The sequence below is a fragment of the Variovorax sp. V35 genome (assembly GCF_041154465.1).
In the GTDB taxonomy this organism is placed as follows: domain Bacteria; phylum Pseudomonadota; class Gammaproteobacteria; order Burkholderiales; family Burkholderiaceae_C; genus Variovorax; species Variovorax boronicumulans.
This window is the reverse complement of the sequence record NZ_AP028666.1, coordinates 260,923-287,505: the sequence shown is the minus strand read 5'-3', so window position 1 is coordinate 287,505 and position 26,583 is coordinate 260,923. Positions and strand designations below refer to the sequence as shown.

20 protein-coding genes are annotated in these 26,583 nt (G+C 69.1%); 3 read left to right on the top strand and 17 right to left on the bottom strand.

What is annotated here, in order from left to right; all coding sequences use genetic code 11:
- Window positions 1-26: 26 nt before the first annotated feature.
- The 5 genes from tagF to tssJ all read right to left on the bottom strand — a co-directional run bounded on the left by tagF (window position 27) and on the right by tssJ (window position 7,834).
- A complete protein-coding gene (gene tagF, locus ACAM42_RS01330) occupies window positions 27-752 on the bottom strand; it encodes a type VI secretion system-associated protein TagF (protein WP_062473933.1) in 726 nt (241 codons plus the stop codon).
- A gap of 1 nt (window position 753) precedes the next feature.
- Window positions 754-4,389, bottom strand: coding sequence for a type VI secretion system membrane subunit TssM (gene tssM, locus ACAM42_RS01325; RefSeq protein WP_159273468.1), 3,636 nt, complete (start codon window positions 4,387-4,389; stop codon window positions 754-756).
- Window positions 4,389-5,771 carry a DotU family type VI secretion system protein gene (locus ACAM42_RS01320; RefSeq protein ID WP_369630881.1) on the bottom strand — a complete coding sequence of 461 codons (1,383 nt, stop codon included), beginning with the start codon at window positions 5,769-5,771 and terminating at the stop codon, window positions 4,389-4,391. The genes tssM and ACAM42_RS01320 overlap by 1 nt, the downstream gene beginning before the upstream one ends.
- A gap of 8 nt (window positions 5,772-5,779) precedes the next feature.
- A complete protein-coding gene (gene tssK, locus ACAM42_RS01315; protein WP_235926916.1) occupies window positions 5,780-7,075 on the bottom strand; it encodes a type VI secretion system baseplate subunit TssK in 1,296 nt (431 codons plus the stop codon).
- A 243-nt stretch (window positions 7,076-7,318) separates the two neighbouring features.
- Window positions 7,319-7,834 (bottom strand): type VI secretion system lipoprotein TssJ, encoded by a 516-nt coding sequence (gene tssJ, locus ACAM42_RS01310; protein ID WP_369630880.1) that lies wholly within the window; start codon window positions 7,832-7,834, stop codon window positions 7,319-7,321.
- Between the two features lie 171 nt (window positions 7,835-8,005).
- On the opposite strand from tssJ, the gene ACAM42_RS01305 reads away from it, so the two are divergent.
- The 3 genes from ACAM42_RS01305 (at window position 8,006) to ACAM42_RS01295 (ending at window position 11,121) form a co-directional block, all read left to right on the top strand.
- Window positions 8,006-8,380 (top strand): TssQ family T6SS-associated lipoprotein, encoded by a 375-nt coding sequence (locus ACAM42_RS01305; protein ID WP_223301458.1) that lies wholly within the window; start codon window positions 8,006-8,008, stop codon window positions 8,378-8,380.
- A gap of 64 nt (window positions 8,381-8,444) precedes the next feature.
- A complete protein-coding gene (tagH, locus tag ACAM42_RS01300; protein WP_369630879.1) occupies window positions 8,445-10,331 on the top strand; it encodes a type VI secretion system-associated FHA domain protein TagH in 1,887 nt (628 codons plus the stop codon).
- A complete protein-coding gene (locus ACAM42_RS01295) occupies window positions 10,324-11,121 on the top strand; it encodes a PP2C family serine/threonine-protein phosphatase (protein ID WP_369630878.1) in 798 nt (265 codons plus the stop codon). Before tagH ends, ACAM42_RS01295 begins: the two co-directional genes overlap by 8 nt.
- A 28-nt stretch (window positions 11,122-11,149) precedes the next feature.
- Here ACAM42_RS01295 and ACAM42_RS01290 read toward each other — a convergent pair whose 3' ends face one another.
- The 12 genes from ACAM42_RS01290 to ACAM42_RS01235 form a co-directional block, all read right to left on the bottom strand.
- Entirely contained in the window at window positions 11,150-11,533 is a 384-nt protein-coding gene (locus ACAM42_RS01290) for a DUF4150 domain-containing protein (protein WP_354345219.1), read from the bottom strand.
- A 44-nt stretch (window positions 11,534-11,577) separates the two neighbouring features.
- A complete protein-coding gene (locus ACAM42_RS01285; protein WP_095743172.1) occupies window positions 11,578-12,240 on the bottom strand; it encodes a DUF3540 domain-containing protein in 663 nt (220 codons plus the stop codon).
- A 62-nt stretch (window positions 12,241-12,302) separates the two neighbouring features.
- On the bottom strand, window positions 12,303-13,352 hold the full coding sequence (locus tag ACAM42_RS01280) for a pentapeptide repeat-containing protein (protein ID WP_369630877.1): 1,050 nt from the start codon (window positions 13,350-13,352) through the stop codon (window positions 12,303-12,305).
- Entirely contained in the window at window positions 13,349-15,886 is a 2,538-nt protein-coding gene (locus ACAM42_RS01275) for a DUF2169 domain-containing protein (RefSeq protein ID WP_369632702.1), read from the bottom strand. Before ACAM42_RS01275 ends, ACAM42_RS01280 begins: the two co-directional genes overlap by 4 nt.
- A 5-nt stretch (window positions 15,887-15,891) precedes the next feature.
- Window positions 15,892-16,359, bottom strand: a complete 468-nt coding sequence (locus tag ACAM42_RS01270) for a hypothetical protein (protein WP_369630876.1) — start codon at window positions 16,357-16,359, stop codon at window positions 15,892-15,894.
- Window positions 16,359-18,752, bottom strand: a complete 2,394-nt coding sequence (locus tag ACAM42_RS01265) for a type VI secretion system Vgr family protein (protein WP_369630875.1) — start codon at window positions 18,750-18,752, stop codon at window positions 16,359-16,361. The genes ACAM42_RS01270 and ACAM42_RS01265 overlap by 1 nt, the downstream gene beginning before the upstream one ends.
- A 17-nt stretch (window positions 18,753-18,769) precedes the next feature.
- Entirely contained in the window at window positions 18,770-21,475 is a 2,706-nt protein-coding gene (gene tssH, locus ACAM42_RS01260) for a type VI secretion system ATPase TssH (RefSeq protein WP_369630874.1), read from the bottom strand.
- Entirely contained in the window at window positions 21,472-22,632 is a 1,161-nt protein-coding gene (gene tssG, locus ACAM42_RS01255) for a type VI secretion system baseplate subunit TssG (RefSeq protein ID WP_369630873.1), read from the bottom strand. Before tssG ends, tssH begins: the two co-directional genes overlap by 4 nt.
- The gene (gene tssF / locus ACAM42_RS01250) at window positions 22,629-24,500 is read right to left on the bottom strand and encodes a type VI secretion system baseplate subunit TssF (RefSeq protein ID WP_369630872.1); all 1,872 of its coding nucleotides are present in this window, start codon (window positions 24,498-24,500) and stop codon (window positions 22,629-22,631) included. Before tssF ends, tssG begins: the two co-directional genes overlap by 4 nt.
- Window positions 24,500-25,045: a type VI secretion system baseplate subunit TssE gene (gene tssE, locus ACAM42_RS01245; RefSeq protein ID WP_095949841.1), complete on the bottom strand. Its 546-nt coding sequence runs from the start codon at window positions 25,043-25,045 to the stop codon at window positions 24,500-24,502. The genes tssF and tssE overlap by 1 nt, the downstream gene beginning before the upstream one ends.
- Window positions 25,042-25,917 carry a type VI secretion system accessory protein TagJ gene (locus ACAM42_RS01240; protein ID WP_369630871.1) on the bottom strand — a complete coding sequence of 292 codons (876 nt, stop codon included), beginning with the start codon at window positions 25,915-25,917 and terminating at the stop codon, window positions 25,042-25,044. Before ACAM42_RS01240 ends, tssE begins: the two co-directional genes overlap by 4 nt.
- Before the next feature lie 140 nt (window positions 25,918-26,057).
- Window positions 26,058-26,540: a type VI secretion system tube protein Hcp gene (locus tag ACAM42_RS01235; protein ID WP_062473964.1), complete on the bottom strand. Its 483-nt coding sequence runs from the start codon at window positions 26,538-26,540 to the stop codon at window positions 26,058-26,060.
- Window positions 26,541-26,583 lie beyond the last annotated feature (43 nt).

Below are 26,583 nucleotides of genomic sequence, written 5' to 3'. Positions count from 1 at the left end.
TTCTTCCTGCGGGTGGGTCGGGCACGTCATGCCCACGGCACGTGGCCTTGCGAAAACAACTGGGAAAACAGCGGCGTGTTGAGCCCGCCGCCGTGCGCCGCGGTGCGCAGCGGCGAGCCGTCGGCCTGGTTGGTCCACCAGTAGCTGGTGCCGCCGAAGGGGTCGAAGCACAGCGGCAGCTCGGGCCAGCCCAGGCGCTGCTGCGCGCTCGCGCCGCGCGCACCGTTGGCCGGGCCGGCGGCCGCGCCGAGGATCGAGAGGATGTCGTCCGAGCCGCCGCTGGCGGTGCGAAAGCCCGTGCGGCCCGCCGCCAGCACCTGGCCGTCGAAGAGGTCGGGCGCCACGCCGTGGCGGATGGCCTGCAGCAGCGCGCTGCCGCACTGCCAGTACCACGCGGCCGAGCCCTCGAGCAGCGCGGGGTGGTAGCGCGCCGCGTCCACCTGCAGCGCCACGCAGGCCGGGTAGTAGCGGCCCACGCGGTCGCAGCTGGGCGCGATGCAGCCCAGCTGCACCGCGTTCACGCCGTGCGTCGCGGGGATGGCGAAGTTCCAGACCGGGGCCACCGCGTAGTGGCGCGTCATGGCGTCGGGCCAGCGCTTGAAGCTGCCCAGGCCGTTCTGCATCCAGCGGTCCCACCAGGCCTGCAGTTCGCGCGGCATGCGGCGGTAGAGAAAGTCGCCGGCCGACGGCAGCTTGCCGTACCAGCCGATCTGCTCGTCAAGCGGCGACCAGGCGTGCGGGGGAGGCGTCATCCTAGGATTTCCCGGGGCAGGAGAAGCTGTTCATCTGCGACAACCGCAGCGGGTTGTAGACGCTGTTGGCCGTCACCGCGAGCACCACCTTCTTGCCTTGCAGGTCGAAGGTCGCGTTGAACGACTCGGGCGTGCGCCCCGACGAGATCGAGGCCTTGTCGAACAGCCGGTGCAGCGCCCACGGCCCCTCGGTCACGATGCCGCCGGCCGGCGTGCCGTTGGCCACCGTGACCTGCAGCCGCACCTGGTTGCTGTTGCGCGGACCGGGCCACTTGATGCTGCTGGGCGCCTGCGGGCCGTGGGCGTAGCGCACCGTCTGGCCGTCGATGTCCAGCGTGAACTGCGTGAGCGTGGCGTCCATGTCCTCGGGCCGGATGTCGAGCGTGAACGAGGGCGTGCGCCCGCCCGCCATGCCCGTGAAGAACACGTCGCGGATCGCCTGCGCCTTCTGGAACGCATCGAGGTACGCCGAGCGCCCCGACGCGCTGCCGTCCACGCCGCGCTTGAAGGTCCAAGGGTTGACCGAGGTGTCGACCTGCGAGGCGAGGTTCTTCTGGAAGAAGTCGTCCATCATCCCGCCGGGTGCGAACAGCTGCGCGAAGTCGCCGGCCGCCACGTCGCGGTTGGAGCCACGCGCGAACGGGTAGCGCCCCGCGATCGCCTGGCTGCAGAACTGCCCGATGGTCGCGGCCGCGTTCTGGCCGATGTTCTGCCGCGTCACCGCCGCGGCCTTCGACGACGCGGTGGCCGACAGGTCGTTCAGCATGCCCTGGAACGGCACCGGCAGGCGCCCCGCTTCGGCCTGCAGCTTGGTCACGGCATCGCCCGGCGGCGGGATGTTGCCGCTGCGCAGCGCGGTGTCGGTGGCGGTGAGGAAGGTGTACAGCTCGTTGATGAGCGCGGCCGTCTGGTCCAGCGGCGTCTGGCCGCCGGCCTTGGGCGCGGTCACCATGCGGCGCAGCGGCGCGAAGTGGTTGTCGACCAGCGACTCGGGCCGGTCGGGCGCGGTGTTGCGGCGCTGGCTGCCGTCGGGCTGGCCGATGAGCTGCTCGATGCGCTCGCGCGTGCTGGTCACGCGGTTCTGCGCCTGGTCGAGCAGGCTGCGCGTGGCCTCGTCGTGGTTGCGCAGCAGGTCGGTCTCGCGCGCCGCGCCGCGGATGAGGCGCGACATCGGCGACTCGCCGGTCGACAGCACGCGCGTCATCTGGATGCTCTGCAGCAGCGACTTGCTCTCGGCCAGCCGGATGTCGGCCAGGTACTCGTCCCAGGTGCGGATGTAGTCGCTGAGGTACAGGCGCCGCACCTCGCGCAGCAGCAGCTCGCGCGAGGTGATGTCGGCGATGCCCGGCGCGCGGATCTGCAGCACCCAGCGGTCTTCCTGCTCCAGCGCCAGCGTGGTCTCGGCCATGCGCTTGTCGAAGATGTCCCAGTAGCCGCGGTAGGTGAACAGCGTGGGAATGCCGTCGGTCAGCGGCTTGCCGCTGGCGCGCCGCACCACCAGCGCCGACTCCGCACCACCCGCCTCGGCGATGGTGAAGGCATTGGGCGCGCTGGTCTGCAGCAGGATGCGGCGCAGCCGCGCGTACGAGCGCTGCGCCAGCGGCACGCCGGCCAGGCGCTCGCGCGTCTGCGCGATGAGCTTGTCGTCCTTGGTGAAGGGCGAGCTCACGACGCGGTCGGCGAACAGCGTCTTCAAATGCGCTTCGAGGTTCGTGCGCTGCTCGCGCGTGAGCGAGGCGCCGATCTTGCGGTCGACGTCGGTCAGCAGCCAGGCCTGCAGAAAGTCGGCGTCATAGCGCTCGGGGTCGTACAGCATGAGGTAGGCCTTGAGCGCCTCGTAGCTGTATTCGGCATCGGCCTTCGCGGCCTCGCGCAGCGACTGCTCGACGCGTTGCGCGGCCTGCGGCAGCAGCACGGTTTCCAATGCGCGCTGGTACACGCCGTCGGTCGCGGCCTGCAGCTTCTCGCCCTGGTAGAGGCCGAAGCGGTAGCCCACGGGCGGATCGCCGATGTCGAACTCGGCCGATTTGGGCAGGTCTCGCAGCCGGTCGAGGATGAGCAGCGAGCTCGCGATGTCGCCGCTCGAATCGACCACCGTCGGCAGCTCGCCGCGCGCGGCCGCCTTGTTGAAGGCCTTGGCGTTGCCGTCCACCTCGGCCACGTAGGCCTTGTTGTGGCGCCAGCTGTTGGCCCACGCGCCCAGCAGCACCACCGCGAGCACGCCGACCAGCGCGTAGCCCGCCAGGTCGATGGCGCGGCGGCGGCGGTACCAGCGCAGGTTGGTGCCGGCCACGCCCGCGTCGCGGAAGATCACCTGCTGCAGCAGCTCTTTGAGGAAGTAGCTCTTGCCCGGGCCCGGCGGCGGCGCGGGCGGCGCGTTCACCTGCAGGTAGCGCTTGATGGCGCCCATCACACGGTCGAAGGCCGTGCCCTCCTGCGTGCCGCTGGTGAAGTACACGCCGCGCAGCAGCGGCGCCACCTCGAACTTCGACGGGTTGAACACGTCGGCCAGGAAGGTGCCCAGGATGTCCTCGAAGCTCGCGAACTGCTGCGGCAGCAGGTAGGCCTGAGCGCGCCGCATCGGGTCGGGCTCGGTGGCCATCAGCTCGGGCAGGCGCTCGTCCAGGCGCTGGTGCAGCAGCTTGTATTCCTGGTGGAAGCGCTCGCGCAGGTCGGCCTTGGCCGGGTCGGCGGGGTTGCCCTCGATGGGGAAGGTGAAGCCCCACACCTGCTGGCGCTCGGCACGGCCCAGCGAGCCGAAGTACTCGTTGAAGCCGGCCAGCAGGTCGGTCTTGGTGACCAGCACGTACACCGGGAAGTTGATGCCCAGGTCGTTGCGCAGCTCGAGCAGCCGCTTGCGCAGCGCCATCGCATGGCGCGCGCGCTGCGCGTCGTCGGCCAGCGGCAGGTCGGCGATGCTGATGGTGAGGATCGCGCCGTTGATCGGTTGGCGCGGCCGGAACTTCTTGAGCAGCTCGATGAAGCCCTTCCACTCGCCCTCGTCGGTCTCGCGGTGGCTCTCGTGCGTGGTGTAGCGCCCGGCCGTGTCGATGAGCACGGCCTCGTTGGTGAACCACCAGTCGCAGTTGCGCGTGCCGCCGATGCCGCGCACCGCCGCCTTGCCGAGCTGGTCGGCGAGCGGAAAGTCGAGGTCGGAGTTGACCAGCGCCGTGGTCTTGCCCGAGCCCGGCGCGCCGATGAAGATGTACCAGGGCAGCTGGTAGAGGTACTGCCGGTCGAACAGCGCGAAGCGCCCGGCCGCCTTGCCGCCGGGGCCCGGGCCGAAGCGCATGTTCTTCAGCACCGCGGTGGCGTCGGCGAAGCCGCTGTGCAGCTCCTTGATCTCGGGCGCCTCCTCGGGCTTGGCCTCCTTCGCCTTGGGCGACGGCGTGCGCAGCTGGTGCAGCAGCTGCGCGTTCAGGCGCCGCTCGCGCCACTTGCGGTAGGCCACGCGCACCAGCCACACGCCGAACATCAGCGCGATGACCACGATGCGCACGAACTCGCCTTCGAGCGGGCGGTAGCGGCCCACGGCGATCACCGGGCCGATGACCCAGATCAGGAACGCGAGCGCGACCAGCCCGAAGAAGACCCAGAGGTCGCGGCTGACGAGAAAACGGAAGAGCGCGCGCAGCATCAGCGGGTTCCTCCTTGTGGTTGTTGCTGCCGGGGTTGCGGCGCAGCCCCCGGCACCGGCACGCCCGCCACCGGCGCCACCAGCAGCGTCACCTCGACACGCCGGTTGCGCGCGCGGTTGGCCGCCGAGTCGTTGGGCACCAGCGGATCGGCGTCGCCGCGGCCTTCGGCACGCAGCCGCTCGGGCCGGCTCAGGCGCGTGGCGATCATGGCCTTCACCGCATCGGCGCGCGCCTGCGAGAGCTGCCAGTTGGACGGGAAGCGCACGCTGCGGATCGGCTGGTCGTCGCTGAAGCCGCTGACCAGCACGTTGCCTTCCACCGCGTTGAGCGCGTCGGCCACGCGCGCGAGCACCGGCGCGTAGCGGTCGAGCACGCGGTCGGAGCCCGAGGCGAACAGGCCGTCGCCGCGCAGCACCACCACGCTGCGGTCGGCCTCGTCGCGCACCGTGAGCAGGCCGTCGCGGATCTCGGGTTCGAGAAAGCGCTGCAGGCGCGGCTGCGCCGCGGGCGCCGCCACCGCGCGCTGCGTCTGCGGCAGGCGCACCGCGTTCACGGCCGAGAAGGCACCGTCGGAATGGCCCGCGAGGTTGAAGGTGAGCACCGCGAACACCAGCACCAGCAGCACCGCCGCCACCGCGCCCACGGCCCACACCGGCAGCCAGTGGCGCGTGCGGCGCACGGGCGCGCTCGCGTCCTGCCAGTGCGGCGACAGCGGCGCCGCGATTTCGCCGCGCGCCTGCCGGATGATCTGCAGCAGCCGCTGCTTGAGCGTCTCGAGTTGCGAGCGGCCGTTGTCGATGACGCGAAAGCGCCCCTCGAAGCCCATCGCCAGGCAGAAGTAGATGAGCTCGATGAGGTGCAGATGCTGCTGCGGGTTCTGCACCAGCCGCGACAGCAGCTGGAAGAACTTCTCGCCGCCCCAGGTCTCGTTGTGGAACATCACGAGCAGGCTCTGCGACGACCAGATGCTGCCGCCCCACGGCGTGAGCGCCGCGGCCTCGTCGACCGCGGTGCACAGGCAGTAGCGCGCGCCGATGATCACTTCGGGTGCGATGCCGGCCTGCTGCGCGCGCGTCTCGAAACGCCGCACCTCGTCGACCAGGTGTTCGCGCAGTTGCGCGGGCGACGGGTGGTGGCCGGTGGCGCGGATCTGCGGGATCAGGTCGAGCAGCGGATTGGCCGCTGCCACCAGGGGGTTGTTGCCCGCCAGCGCCGTGTCGCCCGCATGCGGGCGCCGCGCGTCGTGCCATGCGGTGAAGGCATCGGGCTGGGGTTGCTGCTGGGGTTGCGGCCCCGGGCCGCTGTGCACGTTCGCGCCGCCGCCCGGATTGGGCGGCACGAAGCCACCCGGGCCGACGGCCATGTCATTGGCACCGTTCATAGGGTCCCTCACGGACGGATGGCCCAGAACTCCATGGCGAGCCCCGGAAAGTCGCCGGCCAGGTGCATGGCGACGCCGCCCGATTTCTCGAGCTGGCGCCACATGTCGCCGCCCTTGTCGAGTTCGAAGTAGTGGTAGCCCGCGTGGTACGGGATCTGGCGCGGCGCCACCGGCAGCGAGCGCACGACCACGCCGGGCAGCTGCAGCTGCACGAGGTCGCGGATGCGCTCGACCGAGCCGATCTTGACCTGCGTCGGAAAGCGCTGCTGCACCGCATCGGCCGGCAGGTCGGCATGCACCGCGAGCACGAAGGCCGCGTTGCGCACCAGCACCGGGTCGGGCATGCGGCCCACGCGCACGCCGTGGCTGCGCTCTTCGAGTTCGATGGCGATGGCGCTCTGCTCGAGCACCGCCGACAGCGAACGCCGCAGCTCTTCCATCAACGGGCGGATGCTCTCGTTGAGGTTGTCGTGGTCGTACACCGGCCACACCACCGGACGGCGCGTGGGCGAGGTGTGCGTGGCCAGGTCGCAGGCCAGCTTGAGCCAGTCGACGAACAGCGTCTCGGGGTGCACCTGCACCGCCTGCTGCGCATGCCAGGTGAGCGCGAGGTAGCGGTTGACCAGCTCCAGCAGAAGGAAGTCGGAGACCTCGCTCACGCCGCCGCGCCCCGGTTGCGACAGCCGCGAGGCCAACGCCTCGGAGCGTTGCGTGAGCAGGCCGTGCAGCTCGGCCGTCATGCTGCGCAACATGGGATGCGCCGAGGCATCGAGCACCGGCGGGATGTAGTTGGCATCGACCACCAGCTTGTGGTCGGTGCGTCGCTCGATCACGCGCACCGCGCCGATGGCCTGCCACTCGGCCGTGAGCGACGAGGCGCGCGCCAGCCGCAGGCGCGGCTTCGCCAGCTGCAGCACCGCGGGGCCGAGCGCCACCGCGTTGCCGTCGGCCACTTCGCGCTCGACCACGCCGAAGCGCGCGGCCGAGCCTTCGTCTTCCGAGAAGATCACCTCTTCGCTGCCGGGCCTGCGCAGCGGCAGTGCGAGCACGATGAGTTCGTCGGTGAGGTCGGTGGGCACGTCGAAGGGCATCGGTGCGTCTTCGAGGCCGAACGAGAACGGCGTGCCGTCGGGCAGCACGCCCGCGCCGCCGAGCAGCGACACGCGCCCGAGCGCAAAGGCATCGCGGTCGATGTCCAGGTGCAGCCATCCCCAGTAGGCACCCTGCATGCCCGCGGTGCGGCGAGTGACGTACTGCTCGACATAGCGCTCCATCTGCTGGAAGTGCTGGGGCCGCAGGTACATGCCTTCGGACCACACCACGCGATTCGCCAATGCCTGAGATTGGGCGCCCTGACCGGCTGCGCCCGCGTTGCGAACTGTCACCAAAGAACCTCCTGGAGTGCTCACACGGAGGCGGGAAATGCGCTGTACAGCGGCTCCCCGCTCGATCTTCTTTCGCGCCTGATGCTACACGGCGCCTCTTGCGTTTTGCATGCCTTTTCAGAGGCGAATGCGCCGCACTTTCGTATTAGCGCGCGCTGAAACTTAACGACTTGGTAGCAGTTCGAGGCCGCTCTTGCGCACCGCGATGCGCAAGCTCTGCTCGCTCGGAGAAAACTGCCACACCTTGTAAAGATTCGTTTGTTTCGGCTCCTTCAACGGCAACACGATGCGCCACCGCGCCGCTTCCAGCTTGCGATAGCCGGCGATCACGCCGATGGCGCGCGAGTCAAGGCCGGCCTCGCGCTTGAACACGCGTTCCTCGCCGCTGCGCAAGATGGCCTGGTCCGCGTTCACGAGCTCGGTCATGAGCGTCTCGCGGTCGCGGTCCTGCAGCGCGAAGTAGTCTGCCGTTTCAAAGTTGCCGGAAGATTTCAGTTCGAAGACCTTCACGAGAATCGGTGCGGCCTGGCCGCGACCGTCGGGATTCACGCCGTCGTCGATGCGCACGGTGATGGCATACGGCGTGGGCATCGACTTCGCGGTCGATGCGCAACCAGCGAGGCCTGCGAGCAACGGCGATGTGGCCAATGCGCCTTGAATCAAGGTCCGTCGATGCATGAGATCTCCCTGAAAGCTTCGCGATCTATATTATCGAAACCATGCACGCGCACGGTGTGCATTGCGTGCTGTTGCATCGTGATGCAACAGCACGCCCTCTCTCACGCATTGCCTCTCGCGAAGTAGGAGAAAAGATTGAAGTCTTGCCTGCCTGTTCTGTCTTTTGCCTTCATGCTTGCGCTGTTGAGCGGCTGCCAGAGCACCCCGGATGCCTCACAGCAACCCGAACGCCTGAGCCAGCAAGTGGCACGCACCACGCTCGAACGCGCGCAGCAGGCCTACGATGCGGGCGACTACGCCAAGGCCATCTCCACCTTGAAGAGCGGCGGCGTGTCGGTGTTCGACGGGGCCGAGCCCGCGACGCGACTGGCCGCGTTGAAGCTCGAAGCCTTCAGCTACTGCGTGAACAACCAGATCGCGGAATGCCGCACGCAATTCCGCAAGCTCCTCGATGTGTTCCCGAGCTTCGACCTGAATGTCGCGGAACGCACCCACCCCGTGTGGGGCCCCGCGTTCGAGGCCGCGAAGAAGATGAAGCGCGGATGACACGCGGCCGGCCACGGCCGCGCCCGGGCACGCTCGCGCCCACCGCGACGAACATGGAGATGCCATGCGCTGGACAGTGATTGAACACGGCGGCATGCCCGTGGCCTCGGGGCCCTCGGCGCTGCTCGCCGCCCCGGGCGGCACCATCGGCCGCAGCCCCGACAACCACCTCGTGCTGCCCGACGAACACCGGCAGATCTCGCGCCTGCAGGCCACCGTGCGCTTCGACGACGACGGCGCCGCCGTGGTGCGCAACATGAGCGCGGTGCTGCCCATCAGCGTGAACGGACGCACGCTGCGCCACGAAGAAGAATCGCGCGTCGCGCTGGGTGACCGCGTGACCATCGGCAGCTACGTGCTCGAAGCCGCGAGTGCAAGCCAGGCCCCACCGCCTGCGATCGCCGAGGCGCCCATCACCGAGCCGCTCACGGAGCCGCCGGCCGCACCGATCACCGAGCCGTCGCTGTCGCAACTCGCGTCTGCTCCGCCTGTGGCATCGAGCCTCGCATCGGCCCCGTCGATCAGCGCATTGCTGCCCACTGCAGCGCCGGCCTCCGATGTCTTTGCGGACCTGTTCGGCGAAGGCGCGCTACCTCTTGGCGATGCACCGCCCGAGAAGACGGTCGCGATGCCGACCTTCGCGCCCACGCCAGTGAATGCACCGGCCCCTGCGCCCTTGCCTGCACCACCGCCACCGCCGTTCTCTGCCACTTCTGCAGCGCCTTCCACGACCACGCAGGTCTCCGCGCAGATGCCGTCGGCCGCCGACTGGGACGCCATCCTCGCGAACGCGCCGCGCCGTGCCGAAGATGCCGCGGCGCCGATGCCCGACCCGCTGGCGCAAGAGCCCTTCGCCCTGCCCTCGCAGGCGCAGCGCAACCCCGTCGATCCGCTCGCTGGGCTGGACCCGCAGGCGACGCAGGGCCTGTCGGACCTCGCGCTCAAGCGCAGCATGGACCCGCTCTCCTTCTTCGCCGAAGACCGCGATGCGCCCTCGCCGCTGTCCGACCCGCGCCCCACGGCGCTGACGCAGGACAACCCGCTCGACGACGTGCACCCGGCCATGGACCTGATCGCACGGCCGCCGGCCGCGTCGTCGGGCCACAGCCTCGCGAACCATGCGCGCGAGATGACCTCGCAGTTCAATCCGCCGCAGCCGGTGGCGGTTGCGCCCTCGGTCGCCATGCCGGAGCCTGTGGAAGAGATTGCGCCTGTTGAGGAGGAGCCCGTTGTTGTCGCAGCGCCGGAGATTCCCGTTGCACCGGCGGTTCCTGAAGAAGCGCCGCCTGCCTTGCCCGTCGCTGCAGTTCCTGCACCAGCGCCGACCTCGCCACGCGCCCCCTCTTCCGGCGACGACCTGTTCAAGGCGTTCCTCGAAGGCGCCGGCGTGCCCGAGATCGCGGGCCAGCAGCCGCTCGATGCCGAGGCGATGCGCCATCTCGGCCGGCTGATGCGCGCCTTCACCGACGGCACCATCGAGCTGCTGTCGTCGCGCGCGATGCTCAAGCGCGAGGTGCGCGCCGAGATCACCATGATCGTGGACGAAGAGAACAACCCCTTCAAGATCTTGCCCAACGGCCGCGCCGTGCTGATGCAGATGTTCGGCGCACGCATGCCCGGCTTTCTCACGCCCGAGGCCGCCGTGCACGATGCGCTGGGCGACCTGCAGTCGCACCAGCTCGGCATGGTCGCCGGCATGCGCGCCGCACTGCTCACGCTCTTGCATCGCTTCGATCCGGGCGGCCTCGACAAGGCCACGCCGCACGACGGCGGGCTCGGCGAGAAGCTGCTGCCCGGTGGTCGCGAGGCGCGGCTGTGGCGCCAGCTGAAGCAGCTGCACGCCCACACCACCGCCGCCGTCGAGGACGACTTCCAGGCCGTCTTCGGCCGCGCCTTCCAGCAGGCCTACGACCGCGAGATGGAACGCTTGAAGGAGGCGCGCCGTGCTTGAAGCCACCCACGCCTTCGCGGTGCCCATCTCGACCTCGCAGTTCTCGTGCGTGGGCGAACGCAGCGGCAACCAGGATGCCATCGGTTATCACCTGGACGAACGCAACGCCTGCTTCGTCGTGAGCGACGGCGTCGGCGGCCACGCGGGCGGCGAGCTGGCCTCGCGCATCGTGGTCGACACTGCGCTCAACACCTTCGTCGACCACCCGTCCGTCGCGGCCGACGACATTCGCCACGCGGTGAAGGAAGCCAACGACGCCGTGCTCGCCAAGCAGCGCGAGCTGGCCGACCAGAGCCGCATGAGCGCGACCATCGTCTCGCTGTTCGTCGACCGCGCCACCGGCGAGGCCTGCTGGGCCCACGTCGGCGACAGCCGCCTCTACTGGTTCCGCCGCGGCGCGCTGATGCAGCGCACCGAAGACCACAGCCTGTCCGAACGCTCGGGCGAAGCCGCCGCGGGCCAGGGCGCAAATGGTGGCGAGCGCCTGGTGAAGAGCAACCTGCTGTACCGCGCGCTCGGTGCGCGTGCGACGGCGGAGACGTCGGTGTCGACGCCGCAGCGGCTGGCCGATGGCGATGCGTTCCTTCTGTGCACCGACGGGCTCTGGCAGCTGATCTCGCAGCAGGTGATGGAACGATCGCTGCAGCTGGCCGACAGCGCGGAAGAGTGGCTCGCGCTGCTGCGCCGCGCGGCCGAGGCCAAGGCCGACAAGTCGCGCGACAACTACTCGGCGCTGGCGGTGTGGGTGGGGTCGCCGCAGCAGGTGACGCTGGCGGGGCCGGCGGCCTGATCCCTCGCCAGGCCGCGACCGAAGCGCTTCAGAACTTGAAGTTGAAGAACTTGAAGTGCAGGCCGGGGATGCACTCGAAGCCGATGATGTTCATGCGGTTCTGAATCGCCAGGCTGGTCAGCCGCGTGGCCGGCCCGCCGCGCAGCAGCAAGGTGAACGAGCCTGTGATGTGCCGCTGCACCTGCATGAACACCTGCGAGATGATGCCGCCCAGCACCCCCGGCTGGTCGAGCAGCGTGATGGGCGTCTTGGCGAAGAGGTTGTGCATCGGACCGCCGTACAGCAGGATGTGCCAGCACGCCGGAATAGTCATCGGCCGCAGGCCGAGGTTGAAGAACGGGAACGGGAACGGCATCTTGCAGACGTCCGGGAACGCCAGTGCGCCGCCCATCCATTGGTGTGTCGCCAACATCGTGTTTTCTCCTTGGGTTTGTTGTGGGGTGGGATGCGTCTGTTTCAGCCCATGTGGATCTGCCCGGCGTCGACCTTCATCAGTTCCTTGCCGGTGATCACCACGTGCTTGCCGTGGACGATGGCGGTCTCCTGCGCGCGCAGGTCGAGGTGGCCGACGCGCACCTGCTCGACGCCGTCGACGAAGCGCAGTGCGTTGCGCGCGATCTGCATCACGCGCTCGGCCACCGACTCGAACACCTGGCCGACCAGGCGCAGCCGGCCGACCGTGGCATCGAGCGCCTGCCCGGTGTAGCGCATCTCGCGCACGTCGCACTGCGCCTGTTGCGCGTCGAGCGCCCATTGCGCGCCCTGCATCTGCAGCGTCGCCGCGCTGTGAAGGCGCAGGTCCGCGGCGCTTTCGATCGAGATCGCCCCCGCGGGCGCCGCCAGGCGCAGATCGCCGGGCGCCTCGATGCGGCTCACCGACGCGTCAGCCTGCTCGATGACGGCCAGGAGGTAGACGCGCCGGGAGTCCGGCCCCGACAGCAGCACGGTGTCGCCCGGCTGCGGCTGCAGCAGGCAGCTGGCGGCGCGGCGGCAGTGCCAGGTGGCGCCGTCTTCGGTGTGCACCTCGAACAGCCCGTCGGCATCGACGGACACCAGCTGGCCCAGGTGCTGGACCGGCCCGGACACTTCGACCGGTGTGCGCAGTGGAACGACTGTCATGGTGAATCTCCTTGTCTGATCTGCGGGAAGACCTGCGATGCGGCGCATTGCTGCATTCGCCGTCACTGAACCTTGGACCACGTCTGCGCCTTGTGCAGCTCGGGATCGCTCTCGATGAGGCCCTTGCGCCTCGAAAACCGCGCACCGTCCTCCACCGTGCGATGCACGCGCGTTCGCAGGAACTGCGCGTCGCGCAGGTCGGCATCGACGAGCTCGGCGTAGGAAAAATCGGCGTCGTGCAGGCTGGCCCCCCGGAAGCTGGCGCCCTTGCAGCGCGCCCGATGGAACACGCTCTCGTGGATGTGGGCCTCGCTGAGGTCCGCGCCTTCGAGCAGGGCTTCCACCCAGATGGCGCGATCGAAGCGTCCGCGCTGCAGGGTGGCGCCGCGCAGGTCCGCGGCCGGAAACAGCGCGTTGGGCGCATCCGCCTGCGCGAAGTTGGCCTGGCGCAGCGAGGCGCCCTTGAAGATGCACTGCACCAGGGCGGCGTTGCCGAAATCGACGTGGTCCATCCGGCTGTCGGTGAACACGCAGCGCAAGAACCGTTGCGCGGGAAAGCGCTGCTTCGTCAGGTCGCACTCGATGAACAGCGTGGTGTCGAAGCTCGCGCCCGCGAACACCGCCGTGGTCAGGTCCTGGCGATGGAAGGTGACCGAGTGCAGCGTGGAGCCCGAGAAGTCGATCCCCTCCAGGCGGCACTCCGTGAAGGAAACCTGCTTGAAATGGTCCGACCGCAGGCGGCTTTGCGTCAGCTCGCAGCGAAAGAACAGCGCGTTATCGACATGGGCTTCCAGGAAACTCGTCTGCGGCAGCGTCGATTCCGAGAAACGGGTGCCTTCGCACCGCGCACCGTCCAGCGTCGCCTGCGGCAGCCGGCAGCTGAAGAACTGCGCGTTGTCGAGCGTGCTGCGCGACAGGTCCCCGCCGTCCAGGCGGCAGTGCGTCAGCACGCTGCCCTCCAGGTTGGCACCGGTGAAGCGGGCACCGCTGAAGTCGACGTGGTCGAGCATCGCGCCGGACAGGTCCAGCCCGCTCATGTCCCACCCCCGGCAGTCGGCGGTGCGGACCTGGACGCCATGGCGAATGTGGTCGAGCAGTTCATCGCGGGTCATGCGGTCGGCGCCTCGGGTCGACGCGCCGGCCATACCTTGGCATGCTTGGTGTAGGTGCCATCCATGCGCGTCGCGGGGTCGAACAGCACCTGGGACACGTCGGCGCGGAACAGGTTGGCGCGCGTCAGGTCGGCGCCGCGCAGGTCGGCCTTGACAAGGTTCGCGTCGATCAGGTTGGCCTCGCGCAGCGACGCACCGGAAAAATTGGTGCGGATGAACAGGCTGTCGCCACCCACCATGCGGTCCAGCCGCGCATGGCTCAGGTCGCATTCCGACAGGTCGCTGTTGTCGATGCGCGCATCGCTCAGGTCGGCCTGCCGCATCGGCGTGGTCCGCAGGCCGCACTCCTTGAGAAGGGCCGAGTTGAAACGGGCCTGCGCCAGCGTGCAGCCGTGCGCGAAGCCGCTGCCTTCGAGGTGCGCGTTCGAGAAATCGACACCGTTCGAACAGTCGGCGGTGACGAAGCCGCAGCGCTCCAGGCGCGCGCCCACGAAAGACACGTTCTGCAGGCGGCATTCGACCCAGGTCACCTGGTCGAAGCTCGCACCGTCGAAGCGCAGGTCTTCCAGCTTCAGGCGCAGCACGACCATCTGCTGCCAGTGCGAGCGACTGAGATCGCAGCGCTGCAGCGTCGCTTCGCCCAGTTGCGTCAGCTCGAAGCGCATGCCCACCATGCGGCAACCGTCGAAGCGCGTCTTGTCGCAACTGGCTTCCCGCAGCTCGGCCCCGTCGAAGACGGTCTGCTCGCAGCGGGCACTGCCCAGGTTTGTCTTGACGAGCTTCGCGCGCGCCATCGAGGCCTGGCTCAGGTCGGCCCGCACCAGCACGGCCTGCGAGAAATCGCAGTCGTCGAGCTGCGCGCCGCGCAGGTTCGTGTCCTGCAGCACGGCCTCCACGAAGCGTGCGCCGCGCAGGTCCATGCCGGACAGGTCGACGCCGGTGAGGTTGAGCCGCGAGAAGTCGCGCTGCGCCGGGTCCACGGCTTCGAGCCGCCGGCGCCACTTGGCGGAACGGAACGAGGGCGCCGGTGGCCGGGGACTCGACAGGTGGGCCGAATAAAGACCGGCCTGCTGCCGCAACGCCGACGCGGTGTCGGAAGGCGGCGGCACGGGCAGCACCAGCGCATCGTCCTTCCCGTCGCCGTCATCTTCCTCAGCCAGGGACGGCCCTGCGCCCAGCGCATCGAGGGCGAACACACCGGAGGCGTCCGCCTGCCTGGCGAACGCCTCCATCTTTGCCTTGGCGTCGCGGCCCTGCGCCTCCATCCGCTCCAGGTGCTCGACCAGGTCATCGACGTGCGGCGGAGGTTCCGGCGGGGCCAGCGCGGGCAGGTGTACTTCCGGGTCCAGGCCGCGTGCGCGCAGCTCTTCGCGCCGCCGCTCGTGATCGCGCTGCTGTCCCGCGCGCAGGTTGCGCACGAGCGGTTCGTTGACCGATGCCGGAAAGGTATCGGCCCAGTCGCTCAGCACCTCCGGGGGCGCCAGGTCCTTGTCGCGCATCGCGTGCAGGCCGCCGCGTTCGGGTTCCGAGCGCAGCTTGAGCACCGACTCGTAGTGCGCCAGGGTGCGCGGCGTGTCGTCCATGCGCTCCAGCGCCGCCATGCCCAGCGGCACGTCGGCCGCGTCGTCCTGCGTGACCGGGAACACGCCGTGCCAGATCAGCACCATCCGTTCAAGGTGCGGAAAGAACCAGACCGTGCTCAGGCGCAGCGGCACCTCGCGCAGTGCGGGGCCGCTGGGCGTGTGCTGCACGAAGCAGCGGGCCTGCCAGCGCGGCAGCTGCCCGCGCAGCACCGGAATGTCCGGATGCATGTTCCAGAGTTCGTAGGCCGCGCCGGTGGGCACTTCCTGCAGGCCTTCCCAGCGCTGATCGGCCGGTGCCGCATTGAAGTGGCGCCAGTCGGCGTCCTTGGCCAGACCCGGGTAGTCGTTCTCCAGCCATCCCTGGCCGTACTGCGTGCCCATCAGCGACGCGCGCTGCGGCCAGTCGGGCGGGATCGCGCCGAAGCCGGCAGGCGGCACGGCCTGCTTCGGCGACGTGGGCTGCCGGCCCGGCGTCTCGATGTGCGCGAGCCGCGTGGCGCGCACGCCGTTGACGAGCTCTTCGACCGTCCCCATGCCCAGCGGGTTTTCCGGCACGCCAGGGCCGCCGTAGGCATGCCGCCAATCGAGCGGCATCTTCTCGAAAGGCTGCGGCGCCGTGGCCCGGCGGTCGAGCCAGTAGCGGTCGCCGTGGACCGTGAGGGTTTTCTGCAGCCCGGCGATCTGCAGCTTCACCGCGCAACTGGTCTTGTCCTGCTGGTGGCTCGTGTAGGCGTAGCCGCTGACCAGCACCTCGGGCACCAGCTTGGGCACGCCCAGGTCCAGCACTGCGCCGGGGCCGATGAGTTCGGCCGTGCTTTTCCACAGCTCCTGCTCCAGCACCAGATGCGGGTTGTCGCCCAGGGTGCTCATGGCCATCACCGCGACCCCGAGGTGGTCGCTGCGCTGCCAGCGGTACGGATGCGTGAGCATGCTCAGGTGGATCGGCTTCACGGTCCTCAAGAGGCGGCTCCTTCGTCGATGCGCGGATCGGGTTGGCTCACCCAGGCTACTTCCTTGCCGCCACGGCTGCCGCGGTGCAGCAGCACTTCGCGGCCGCGCGCGTAGCCCGCCATGTCGATCATGTCGACGGCCTGCTCCACCTGTGCGCGGCGTCGCTCGCCACCCGGCCCGTCGAACTCGACGACAAGCCGGATGACGTACTGGTTCAGCACCATCGTGTTGTCCGAGCTGGCTTCGACGATGCGCGCCGGCCGCGTGTCATGGGGTTCGGGCTTGCGGGACACCCAGAAGTGCACGCCCACGCACAGCAGTATCGTCAGCACGATCCCGCCGCCGACCACGGCCCCGAGCGTGAGATTCGCCGCCGTGGACGTCCCGGCGATGCGTGGAAAGATCAGGCCGACCAGCAGCAGCACCGCGATCGACGCGACGCACACCAGCAGTGTGATCCGGCGGGCCGTCATCACCAGTACGTGTACAGCGAGGAGGTCTCGTTGCGCCAGACGGCCCCGCCGAAGGCAAGCACGTCGAGCGCGATGTTGACACCCGACATGTTGAGCTTGGCGACCTTGATGTCCACCAGCGCCGTGGCGTAGTTGAAGGCGAGGACATAGGTCGACGAGATGTTGAAAGGCGCGGTGATGTCCAGCACGGTCGTCGCTTCCGTCCGAATCTCCGGCGCCTTCGAATGCACCTTGGTGTCGGACGAGGACTTGATCAAGTCCTTGGCGTGGGTCGTGACGTATTCGCCAGCCTCCGTGTTCACGCCTTTCTTGTACCTCACCTCGTTCTGGTTGGAGCTGTGGGTGATCTTGTCGGCTTCGACCAGCCAGTTCTTCCCCGGCGCCCTGAAGGTGATGTCCCCGCCTTCGGTCTCCACGGTGTAGTTGCCCTTGATGTTCGCCTTGTAGAAGCCGCCCGTCTTCAGGGTCGCGAACATGGCGACGTCCACCTCCCACCGACCTTTGGTGGTCTTAAGAATCTTGCGGCCCACGGTCTCGGTGTGCGTTTCGGTGACCGTGAGGTCCTTCGTCCCGGTGACCGTTTCATTCAGGTGGGGTTTGATGAACCGGTCTTCGCCCGTGTCCACCGTGTCGTGCCGCTTGCCGGTCACGTGGATGGTCTGGTTGCCGATGACATCGACCTGCTGGTTGCCGCCATCCACCTTGATGAACTGGTCACCCCCGTTGACGGTGATCTTCTGCGGCCCGCCCTTGTTCACCGTCAGGGTGTGCGGGCCGTTGATGGTCTCGTCCAGCGAAGTGTCGCCCGTGTACTTGTCGGCCCCGTCGATGAAGGTGGTGCGCTCGCCCTCCACCGTGTGCGTCTCGTTGTTCTCCACCTCGATCGTCAGATCCTTCTGCGCATGGATCTTGATCGACTCGCACCCCGGGTCGTCGTCGATGATGAAGTGGTTGGCCAGCTCGCCATCGCCCTTGATCGTGCGGCTGATGAACCCGCTGACCGTCGCCTTCGCCGGCAATTCCAGCGGCGGCATCTGGTCGGCGTTATAGACACGCCCGATGATGATCGGCCGGTCGGGGCAGCCCGCGATGAAATCGACGATCACCTCCTGCCCCACGCGCGGATGGTTCACCGCGCCGAAGTTGGAGCCCGCCCACGCACTCGACACGCGCACCCAGCACGAGCTGTCTTCGTTGCGCTGGCCGTAGCGGTCCCAGCGGAACTGCACCTTCACGCGGCCGTACTTGTCGATCCAGATGTCCTCGCCGGGCGGGCCGACCACGGTGGCGGTCTGCGGGCCCTGGGTGCTCGGCACGCGCGTGATGCGGCGCGCGCGGAAGGGGAACGAGGTGGGCTGCACGCCGAAGTGAAAGCTGTACTCGCCCGGCACGCCGCCGCTGGCGTAGCCGCCTTCGCGCAGGCTGTACATCACCGAGACGACGAGGTACTCGCGGTTGTCCTCGTTGCGCGGTGCGTTCTGCATGGTGAAGCGGTAGCCGGGCGCCATGCCGCGCACGTTGGTGTGGCCGGTGTCGACCTCGGCCTGGGCCTGCGCTTCCTCGAGGCGGATGCGCGCGTAGTGCTCGCCCTGCCCCGCATCGCTATAGCCGCCCATCCACTCGTACATCTCGTAGCGGCCGTGGTCGTTGCCGCGCGGCTGGCTGCGCGTGTTGAGCAGGTCGGCCCGGGGCTTCTTGAAGTCGAAGTCGTCGACCACGTAGGTGCCGGGGCGGATCTCTTCGGTGACCTCCCACTGGTCGATCACTTCGCGGCCGGGGTCGGTGGCGCGGTCGCTCGCGAGGTAGCCGATCTTCGGGTAGCCGGGCAGCGTCTCGTGCGCGCTCATGTCGTCGGCCAGCACCAGCGTGTGCTGGTTCTTGTCGTGCTTGAAGTAGTAGTAGATGCCCTCGTGCTCCATGAGGCGGCTCACGAAGGCGAAGTCGGTCTCCTGGTACTGCACGCAGTACTCCCACTGGCGGTACGAGGCGCTGAGCTTCTTCTCGAAGGCGAAGCCGTACTCGCCCAGCACGTCTTCAAGAATCTCGACCACCGACTTGTTCTGGAAGATCTTGCAGTCGCTGGTGCGCGTGAGGTACCACAGCCACGGCCGCACCGAGGCGCGGTACACGGTGTAGCGCGAGGAGCCGCCCTCGCGCCCGATCATGGTGAAGCGCGTGATCTGGCCGTTGAGGTAGCGCGGCGTGCCGCTCAGCGTCTGGACCTCCAGCGCCAGCGGCTTGCCGAGCAGGCCCTTCATGTCGACCGAGGTGTTCGGGCTCAGCAGGTCGACCTCGAACTCGAACAGCTGCGACAGCCCTTCGCTGCCGTGCATCGAGCGGAACAGCAGCTGTTCCTCTCCAAGCGGGGTGTGGGCTTTGACGACTCTGTCCATGCGGCTCTCCCTTGTGTCTACGCGGGGCGTTCTGAAAACTCGTACTGGAAGTCGTCACCCGCCGCGCCCAGCTGCACGCCGGCGAGCTTGCGCGCACTGACGGTGGCGCCGATGACTTCCTCGCTCAGCCGGGGCAGGATGGTGTGCGTGAGGATCGCGTCGATCATCCGGCCACCCGACTCTATGGCCGTGCAGCGGCGTGCGACAAGCGCGACGGCGCTGTCGTTGTAAGCCAATGCAATGCCGTGGTTGGCCTGCAGCCGCGCCGCGATGCGGTCCAGCTGCAGGCGAATGATCCGGTGCAGCGCATCGGCCTGCAGCGGGTAGTAGGGCACGACCACCAGGCGACCGAGCAGCGCGGGCGCGAACACCTTCAGCAGCGGCTCACGCAGCGCGGCGGCCAGCGGCTCGGGGTCGGGGCGCAACGTCGGGTCTTCGCACAGCTGCATGACGAGGTCGGTGCCGACGTTCGACGTCATGATGATCACGGTGTTGCGAAAGTCGATGTGGCGGCCCTCGCCGTCTTCCATCCAGCCCTTGTCGAAGACCTGGAAGAAGATCTCGTGCACGTCGGGGTGCGCCTTCTCGATCTCGTCGAGCAGCACCACGCTGTAGGGCCGGCGGCGCACGGCCTCGGTGAGCACGCCGCCTTCGCCATAACCCACGTAGCCGGGCGGCGCGCCCTTGAGCGTGGAGACGGTGTGCGACTCCTGGAACTCGCTCATGTTGATGGTGACGAGGTTCTGCTCGCCGCCGTACAGCGCCTCCGACAGCGCGAGCGCGGTCTCGGTCTTGCCCACGCCCGAGGGGCCGCACAGCAGGAACACGCCGACGGGCTTGTTGGGGTTGTCCAGCCGCGCACGCGCGGTACGGATGCGCCGCGAGATGGTCTCCAGCGCATCGGGCTGCGCGACCACGCGGGCCGACAAAATCTCGCCCAGGCGCAGCACCGACTGCGCGTCGTCGCGCACCATGCGGCCGATGGGAATGCCGGTCCAGTCGGCGACCACGGTGGCGACGGCCTGCGCATCGACGGCCGCGAGGATGAGCGGTGTCTCGCCCTGCAGCTTCACGAGCTGGTCTTGCGCTTCGTTGAGTTCGGCGCGGATGGCTTCGGGTGTTCGCTCGGGCTCGGCAGGCGGTTTCTCTTCGCGGTCATCTTCCGCTTCAGATTGCACCGGCACCGCCGCAGGCGACAGCAGCTTGCGCAGCGCGACGATGCGCTCGACCGACGCGGCCTCTTCCACGCGCCGCTGCTCCAGCAGCGCGAGTTCGGCCTGCGCGGCAGCCACCTGCGCCGCGATGTCTTCCACGCGCTGGTGCTCGCCGACCCCGATCGCCGCCTCGCGCCCCGCGATGCCCGACTCGATGCCCAGCACCTCGATGCGCCGCTTCAGATCTTCGAGCGCCGCAGGCAGCGCATGCTGGCTCAGCGCCACGCGCGCGCACGCGGTGTCGAGCAGGCTCACGGCCTTGTCGGGCAACTGGCGCGCGGGAATGTAGCGGTGCGACAGGCTCACGGCCGCTTCGAGCGCGGCGTCGAGGATGAGCACGCCGTGGTGCTTCTCGAGTTCGGCCGAGATGCCGCGCAGCATGACCACGGCCTTGGGCTCGGTGGGCTCGTGCACCTGGATGGTCTGGAAGCGCCGCGTGAGCGCCGGGTCTTTCTCGATGTACTTCTTGTACTCCGACCACGTCGTGGCACCGATGGTGCGCAGCCGGCCGCGCGCGAGCGCGGGCTTGAGCAGGTTGGCCGCATCGCCGGTGCCGGCGGTGCCGCCCGCGCCGACCAGCGTGTGCACTTCGTCGACGAACAGCACGATGGGCTTGGGGCTTTTCTCGACCTCGTCGATCACCTGGCGCAAGCGCTGTTCGAACTCGCCCTTCACGCCCGCGCCGGCCTGCAGCAGCGTGGGGTCGAGCACCCACAGCGACACGTCCTTCAGCGAAGGCGGCACGTCGCCGGCGGCCAGGCGCGAGGCCAGGCCTTCGACCACGGCCGTCTTGCCGACGCCGGCCTCGCCGGTGAGCAGCGGGTTGTTCTGGCGGCGGCGCATGAGGATGTCGACGATCTGGCGGATCTCGTCGTCGCGGCCGTACACGGGGTCGAGCTCGCCGGCGCGCGCCTTGGCCGTGAGGTCGCTCGCGTACTTGGCCAGGGCCGAGCCGCCGGCGGCGGGGGCATCGCCTTGATGTTGCGCCACAGGTGCGCCACCGCCCGCCTCCGACGCGGCGTCGTAGTCGTCTTCCGGCGAGCCTTCGGTCCACGCCGCGAGCTGCGCGACCAGCACGTCGGGCACGAGCTTGTCGAACTCGCGCGAGATGCCCGAGAGCACCTGGCGCAGGCCCGGCGTCTTCACGATGCCCGCGAGCAGGTAGGCGCCGCGGATCGAGGTGGCTTCGAAGCGCAGGCTGGCATAGACCCACGCGCGCTCCACCGCATGGTCGACGTGCTCGGAGATGTCGCTGATCGACGTGGCGCCGTGCGGCAGCCTGTCGAGCGCGCGCACGAGGTCCTGCTCGACCGCATCGAGGTTGAGCCCGGCGCGCTTGATGATGCGCAGCAGGTCGCTGTCCTGCAGCTGCAGGATCTGGTGCAGCCAGTGCACGAGCTCCACGTAGGCATTGCCGCGCAGCTTGGCGAAGGCGGTGGCGGTCTCCAATGCCTTGTACAGCATCGGGTTCAGTTTCGAAAAAAGAGAGACGCGGCGGATGTCGGTCATGAGGAAGCCGGTGCGTTGCGGGAAAAGAGCGCCTCGGGCTGGAACACCATGTCGCCGGCGTCGGTGTCGGACAGGCGGGTGCCGAGCCAGCTGCCCCAGCCCAGGCGCTGATCGCTGCTCAGCCGCATGCCGCGTGCCTCGGGCTTGCTGAGCACCAGCCGCAGCTCCCAGGCGAATTCGATGCCGACGTACTGGCGCACCCAGTCGACCACCTGCTGCAGCCGCGGGCTGCCCGGCAGGAACTCGCGGAACTGCTGCTGCGACAGCGGGCCGAGTTCGAGGCGGAACTTGCCCTGCGCATCGCGCACCGCCAGGCCGATGGTGGCGCCGCTGCCGAGGCGGTGGTTGCGCCCGAGCAGGCCGATGCGGCTGACCTGGCGCTCGTCGATGTGCACCCAGTCGCTCACGAACTCGACCACGCGCACGGGCACGTCGAAGTACAGGCGAAGAATCTGAATCAGCCCTTCGGGGTTGCGCGTCTGGCGCACCAGGTGCCCCGCCATGTGGGTGCGCGCATGGTCGGCGATGCGGTCGCGCGCCTTCAGGCCGGGCTGCCCCATGTTCATGAGGCTGGCCACGTAGTCGACAAAGCGGTGGCCGTCGGTGCGGTCCAGGCTGTTGACCGACTGCGCGTCGGCCCAGGCGCGGTAGAACAGCAGGATCAGCCGGTGATGGAACAGGTCGGCGAACGCACTGAGCGTGTTGTCGGCATGGTGGCGCTTGCGCTCGCGTGCGTACTCGGTCAGGTGCAGCGGCAGCGGGCCGTTGGGGCCGAACAGGCCGAAGCCGTAGATCGAGATGCGCGGCGCGCCGTCTTCGTCGACCTCGACGCCCGACACGTTCGACGGCGCAAAGGCCATCGAGGGCTCCTGCCCCAGCCGCAGCGGCTCGTCGCGCGGGCGCGGCGCGCGGCCCAGCAGCGGATGGCCGCCCTGCGCGTCGAGCCGGCGCAGCAGCATGAACAGGTCGTGCTCGAAGGGCTGCTCGACGAGCCGGGCCCACAGCGCGGGGTCGGCCTCGGGCACGCCGCGGCGCGGCGCGGACTTCGCCTTGGTGTGGGTGGGGCTGCGCGCATCGACGGCCGCTTCTTCGCGCGTCTCGGTCTCTGCCGGCAGCACCTGCAGCATCGCGTCGTCGGTGAGGCCGGTCGTGCTCATACGGTGGGGCGGCGTCCCACGCGCGGGGTCCAGCGCGCAATTTCGCCGCGCTGCAGGCTGGACAGCGCGAACTCGGTGAAGGCATTGAGCGACACATGCCGGCTGAAGAACTGCTCCAGCACGGCACCGAACAGGTACGGGCTCGCGCCCGAGAACGCGACCTCGTCGATCTGCAGCGCGATCTCCACGCCGCGCCCGAACACGATCGGGCCCGGCTCGGGCAGGCGGCGGAACACGGGCGCCAGCGCCATCGAGCGCACGCCCTGGATCTGCCGGCGCACGGCCGGGTCGGCGAGGTTGCCGTACAGGTCGAGCATCTCGCGCAGCGCCGCGGCGCCCTGCGTGGCATCGACGTCGGTCAGGCTCAGGTAGTTCAGGCCCAGGTGACTGATGAGGCGCCAGGTGAGCGCGCCTTCGGCCAGCGCCGGATACGGCCGCGACGGGCCGCGCAGGATGCGCACGCCGCGCACCGGCGCCGACACGCGCAACGTGAAGTCCGATTCGAGTCCGGTGGGCAGCAGCAGCGGCAGGTCGCGGTTGGTGCACAGCGCGTCGATGGTGATGTGGCGCAGGCTGTGCGGAAACGGTGCGTCGTGCTGGTCGACCAGCGACACGTACACCTCGCTGCCGGTGTAGCTGGTGCGCGTGCCCTGCGCGCGTGCGCGGTCGGACACCAGGCGCGGCTCGCGGCGCAGCGAGAAGTAGGCGCCGAAGTCGCCGTCGTCGGACGCGAACGAACCGAGGAAGGGCCGGAACTCGCGCTCTTCGGAGCCGTTGGCCATGTGGCCCGTGACGCGCTCGACGGTGAAGATCTCGAAGTCGCGCGGGCGCGTGCGGTCGATCACCGCATGGTGCTCGTGCTGGCCGGGCCCGACCGGGATGCGGTCGCTGCGGCGCGGCACGAGGTTGATGATGGGCGTGCAGAACAGCGAGAAGTGCCTGGCGTCGACCAGCCGCTCCAGATCGGCGTCGGCGCGGTCGAGCAGGATCACGATCTCCATCGTGGTGCCGCCGATGGCCGAGGCTGCCGCGCGCAGGTGCTTCACGCTGAAGAACAGGTAGCGCTCGGGAAAGGCGAAGTACTCGTGCAGCAGGCGGTAGCCCTGGAACGAGCGCGCGTCGTAGGGCAGCAGCGACTGCTCGGGGTCGAAGCCCTCGTGGCGGATCGCCTCGTCGCCCAGCGGCACGATGCGCGCCGTGCTGCCGGGGCCGGCGCGGCACACGGTGGCCACGCTGTGGTGAGCGACCAGTTCGAGCACGCGCAGCGCGTGCAGCTCCGCGCCCGAGAGAAAGAACTCGAGCCGATCGAGCGGCATCTCCGAAAAGCGCGCGCCGCCCACGGCCTCGAGCTTGATGGTGATCGCGCTCTTGGCCTGGCGCGCCGCCATCGGCAGCGCATGCGCGATCTCGGCCGGCACCGGGCCGAGGCTGGCCTCGGAAATCTTGATCGGCCACAGCGTGACGGCATGGCCCGTGCGGAACTCGCAGGCCGTCTGCTCGCCCTTGATCATGCGGCCGCGCAACAGCGTGTGGCGCGGCAGCTCGTAGCCCGCCTTCAGCGAGCCCTCGTTGAGGTTGCCGTCGATCTGCACCACGGCCATCGCGGGCAGCGGCGCGAGGAAGTTGGGGTACACCACCTCGAGCAGGCGCTGCGAGAAGCGCGGAAACTCCGCGTCCATCTTGAGCTGGATGCGCGCCGTGAGAAAGCTGAAGCCTTCGAGCAGGCGCTCCACGTACGGGTCGCTGACCTCGATGCCGCGCATGCCCAGGCGGCCCGCGATCTTGGGGTAGCGCTGCGCGAACTCGGCCCCGAGCTCGTGCATGTAGGTGAGTTCGCGGTTGTAGTAGTCGAGGAGCTTGGCGTCCATCACAGCCCTCCTGTCGGCCGCAGCACCATGTGCCCGCTCTCGAGGTCGAGCTCGGAGCGCAGGATGAACTCGATGGGATACGGCACCGACCACAGCGTGCCGCGGATCTCCAGCGCGAGCAGGTTGTGGTGCTCCAGGTCGGTCGCATCGGTCACGCAGCGCACGTCGATGCTGTCCTTCATGATGCGCGGCTCGAAGTCGATGATGGCCGCGCGGATGGCCGCTTCGACGTCGGCGAAGTCGACCTCCGACATGCGCCCACCGGCCCAGCCGCGCACGCCGTAGTTCACCACCGAGCCGCGTGCGCGCGGCATGCCGTTGATGCGGTGCTCGGCGCCGAAGTTGGTGGTGTTGAGCAGCCACTGCAGGTCGCGCAGCACCGAGTCGCGCAGCAGCTTGCCGCTCATGAGGAAGGCGCCCGCGCGCTCCTGGCCGTTCTGCGGCGCCTTGTCGGTGAGGCGGTCGAGCAGCACGGGCTGCAGGCGGTCGCGCGCGACGCTTTCCTGGGCGTCGCCGTCGATGTCGGTGGTGACGGCGGGGGTCATGGGGCCGCGCCTTCCGTCGCTGCGGCTTCGAACTCGATGCGCCGCAGGTCGAGCAGCGAGTGGTCGCCGGCCTCGCTGATCAGCGTGCGCTGGCCGATGCCCGCGAACTGGTCGTCGCCCGCGAGCGGTTGCCAGTCGGTGCGACGGCCCAGCGCGGTCTCGTCGTCCAGGCTGTCGAGCGCGCCCGGGTAGCGCACGGGCACGAGGCCGTTGAGGCCGCGCCCGTCGTGCAGCTCGATCTCGGCCGGTGCCCACAGCAGGTCGACCAGGTGCTGCGGGCGCGAGAACTTGATGCGGCGCACCGCCGGCAGCGGCAGCCACGCGTAGCCCGAGGGCGTGAACAGTTCGAGCACGGCGCCGATGCGCGCGTCGCCGTCGCACAGCCAGGCGAAGTCGCTGTGCGCCGCGGGCTCGCCATCGAGCGCCTGCACGGCTCGCGCATCGGAGCGGTCGACGGTGGTCAGCGTGCCCTGCAGCGCGGGCGCCGCGTCACGCGCGGCCTCGCGCAGTGCCGCAGCCTCGTCGGCACGTTCAGCGGGCAACACGGCGGCGCCGAGCAGCTGCTCGACCCAGTCGGCATTGCCCGAGACGATGGCCGGCGTGCGTCCGCCGCCGGCCCAGAAGTCGGAGCGCTCGCGCTCGCCCCGCAGTGCCATCGCGCAGGTGACGCTGGCCGGCGTGAACGTGGGGTCGAGCTTGGTGGCGAGCTTGAGCTGGTCTTCGGCCCGCTGCCATTCGCCGCGCAGCGCGAGGAAGTGGCACAGGGCAAGGCGCAGGCCGGCATTCTGGGGACTGGCGCGGATCTGCCGCTGTACCCATTCGGTGTGCTCGGCCACGGAGCGCTCGCCCAGCACTGCAAACCCATCGCCCATGAAACTTCCCCGTTGACTGGCTGAAAGGTGAAAGGCGGCGCGCCGCGAAGGGCCGCCGCAGGAGACAGACAAACGGCTGTGGACCGCCGGCGGGGGCTGCATGGCCCCGAAGGCCACGGCCCCGCCGCGCAACAAGGAAATCAGGCTTCCTTGTTTTCCTTGATGTTCCAGCCCAGCACCGTCTCGGCGCCCTTGCCGCCCTTGTCGGTCTGTTCCCAGTACTGCTGCTTCACCTTCGCGGCCTGGAAGGCGTACTGCACGAGCACCGCATCGCCGCCCTGCTCGGCCGTGTATTGCACCGAGGTGACGAGCACTTCTTCGAGCGTGACGCGCGTGTACTCGATCTGCGAGCCGCCGGCCTTGCACACGGCCACCTCGACCTTGCTCAGGTGCTTGCCGCTCGCGCAGTTCTTCAGCACGGAAGGCGCCGCCTTGTCGATGCGCGCGAGCACCTGCAGGTCGTTGAAGCTGGCCTTGCCCACGCCACCGCCACCGCCGCTGACCATGTTGCCAGGCTGCGTCGCTCCCCATGCAAACGACTTGATGTCGGTCCAGTCCTTGTGGTTGGAGTCCTTGGACTCGCCGTTTGCACCCTCGACGCGCATGAACATGTCTACTGCCATGATTGACCCCCAAAAGTTATCGATGAATTGCCCGGTAGCGGGA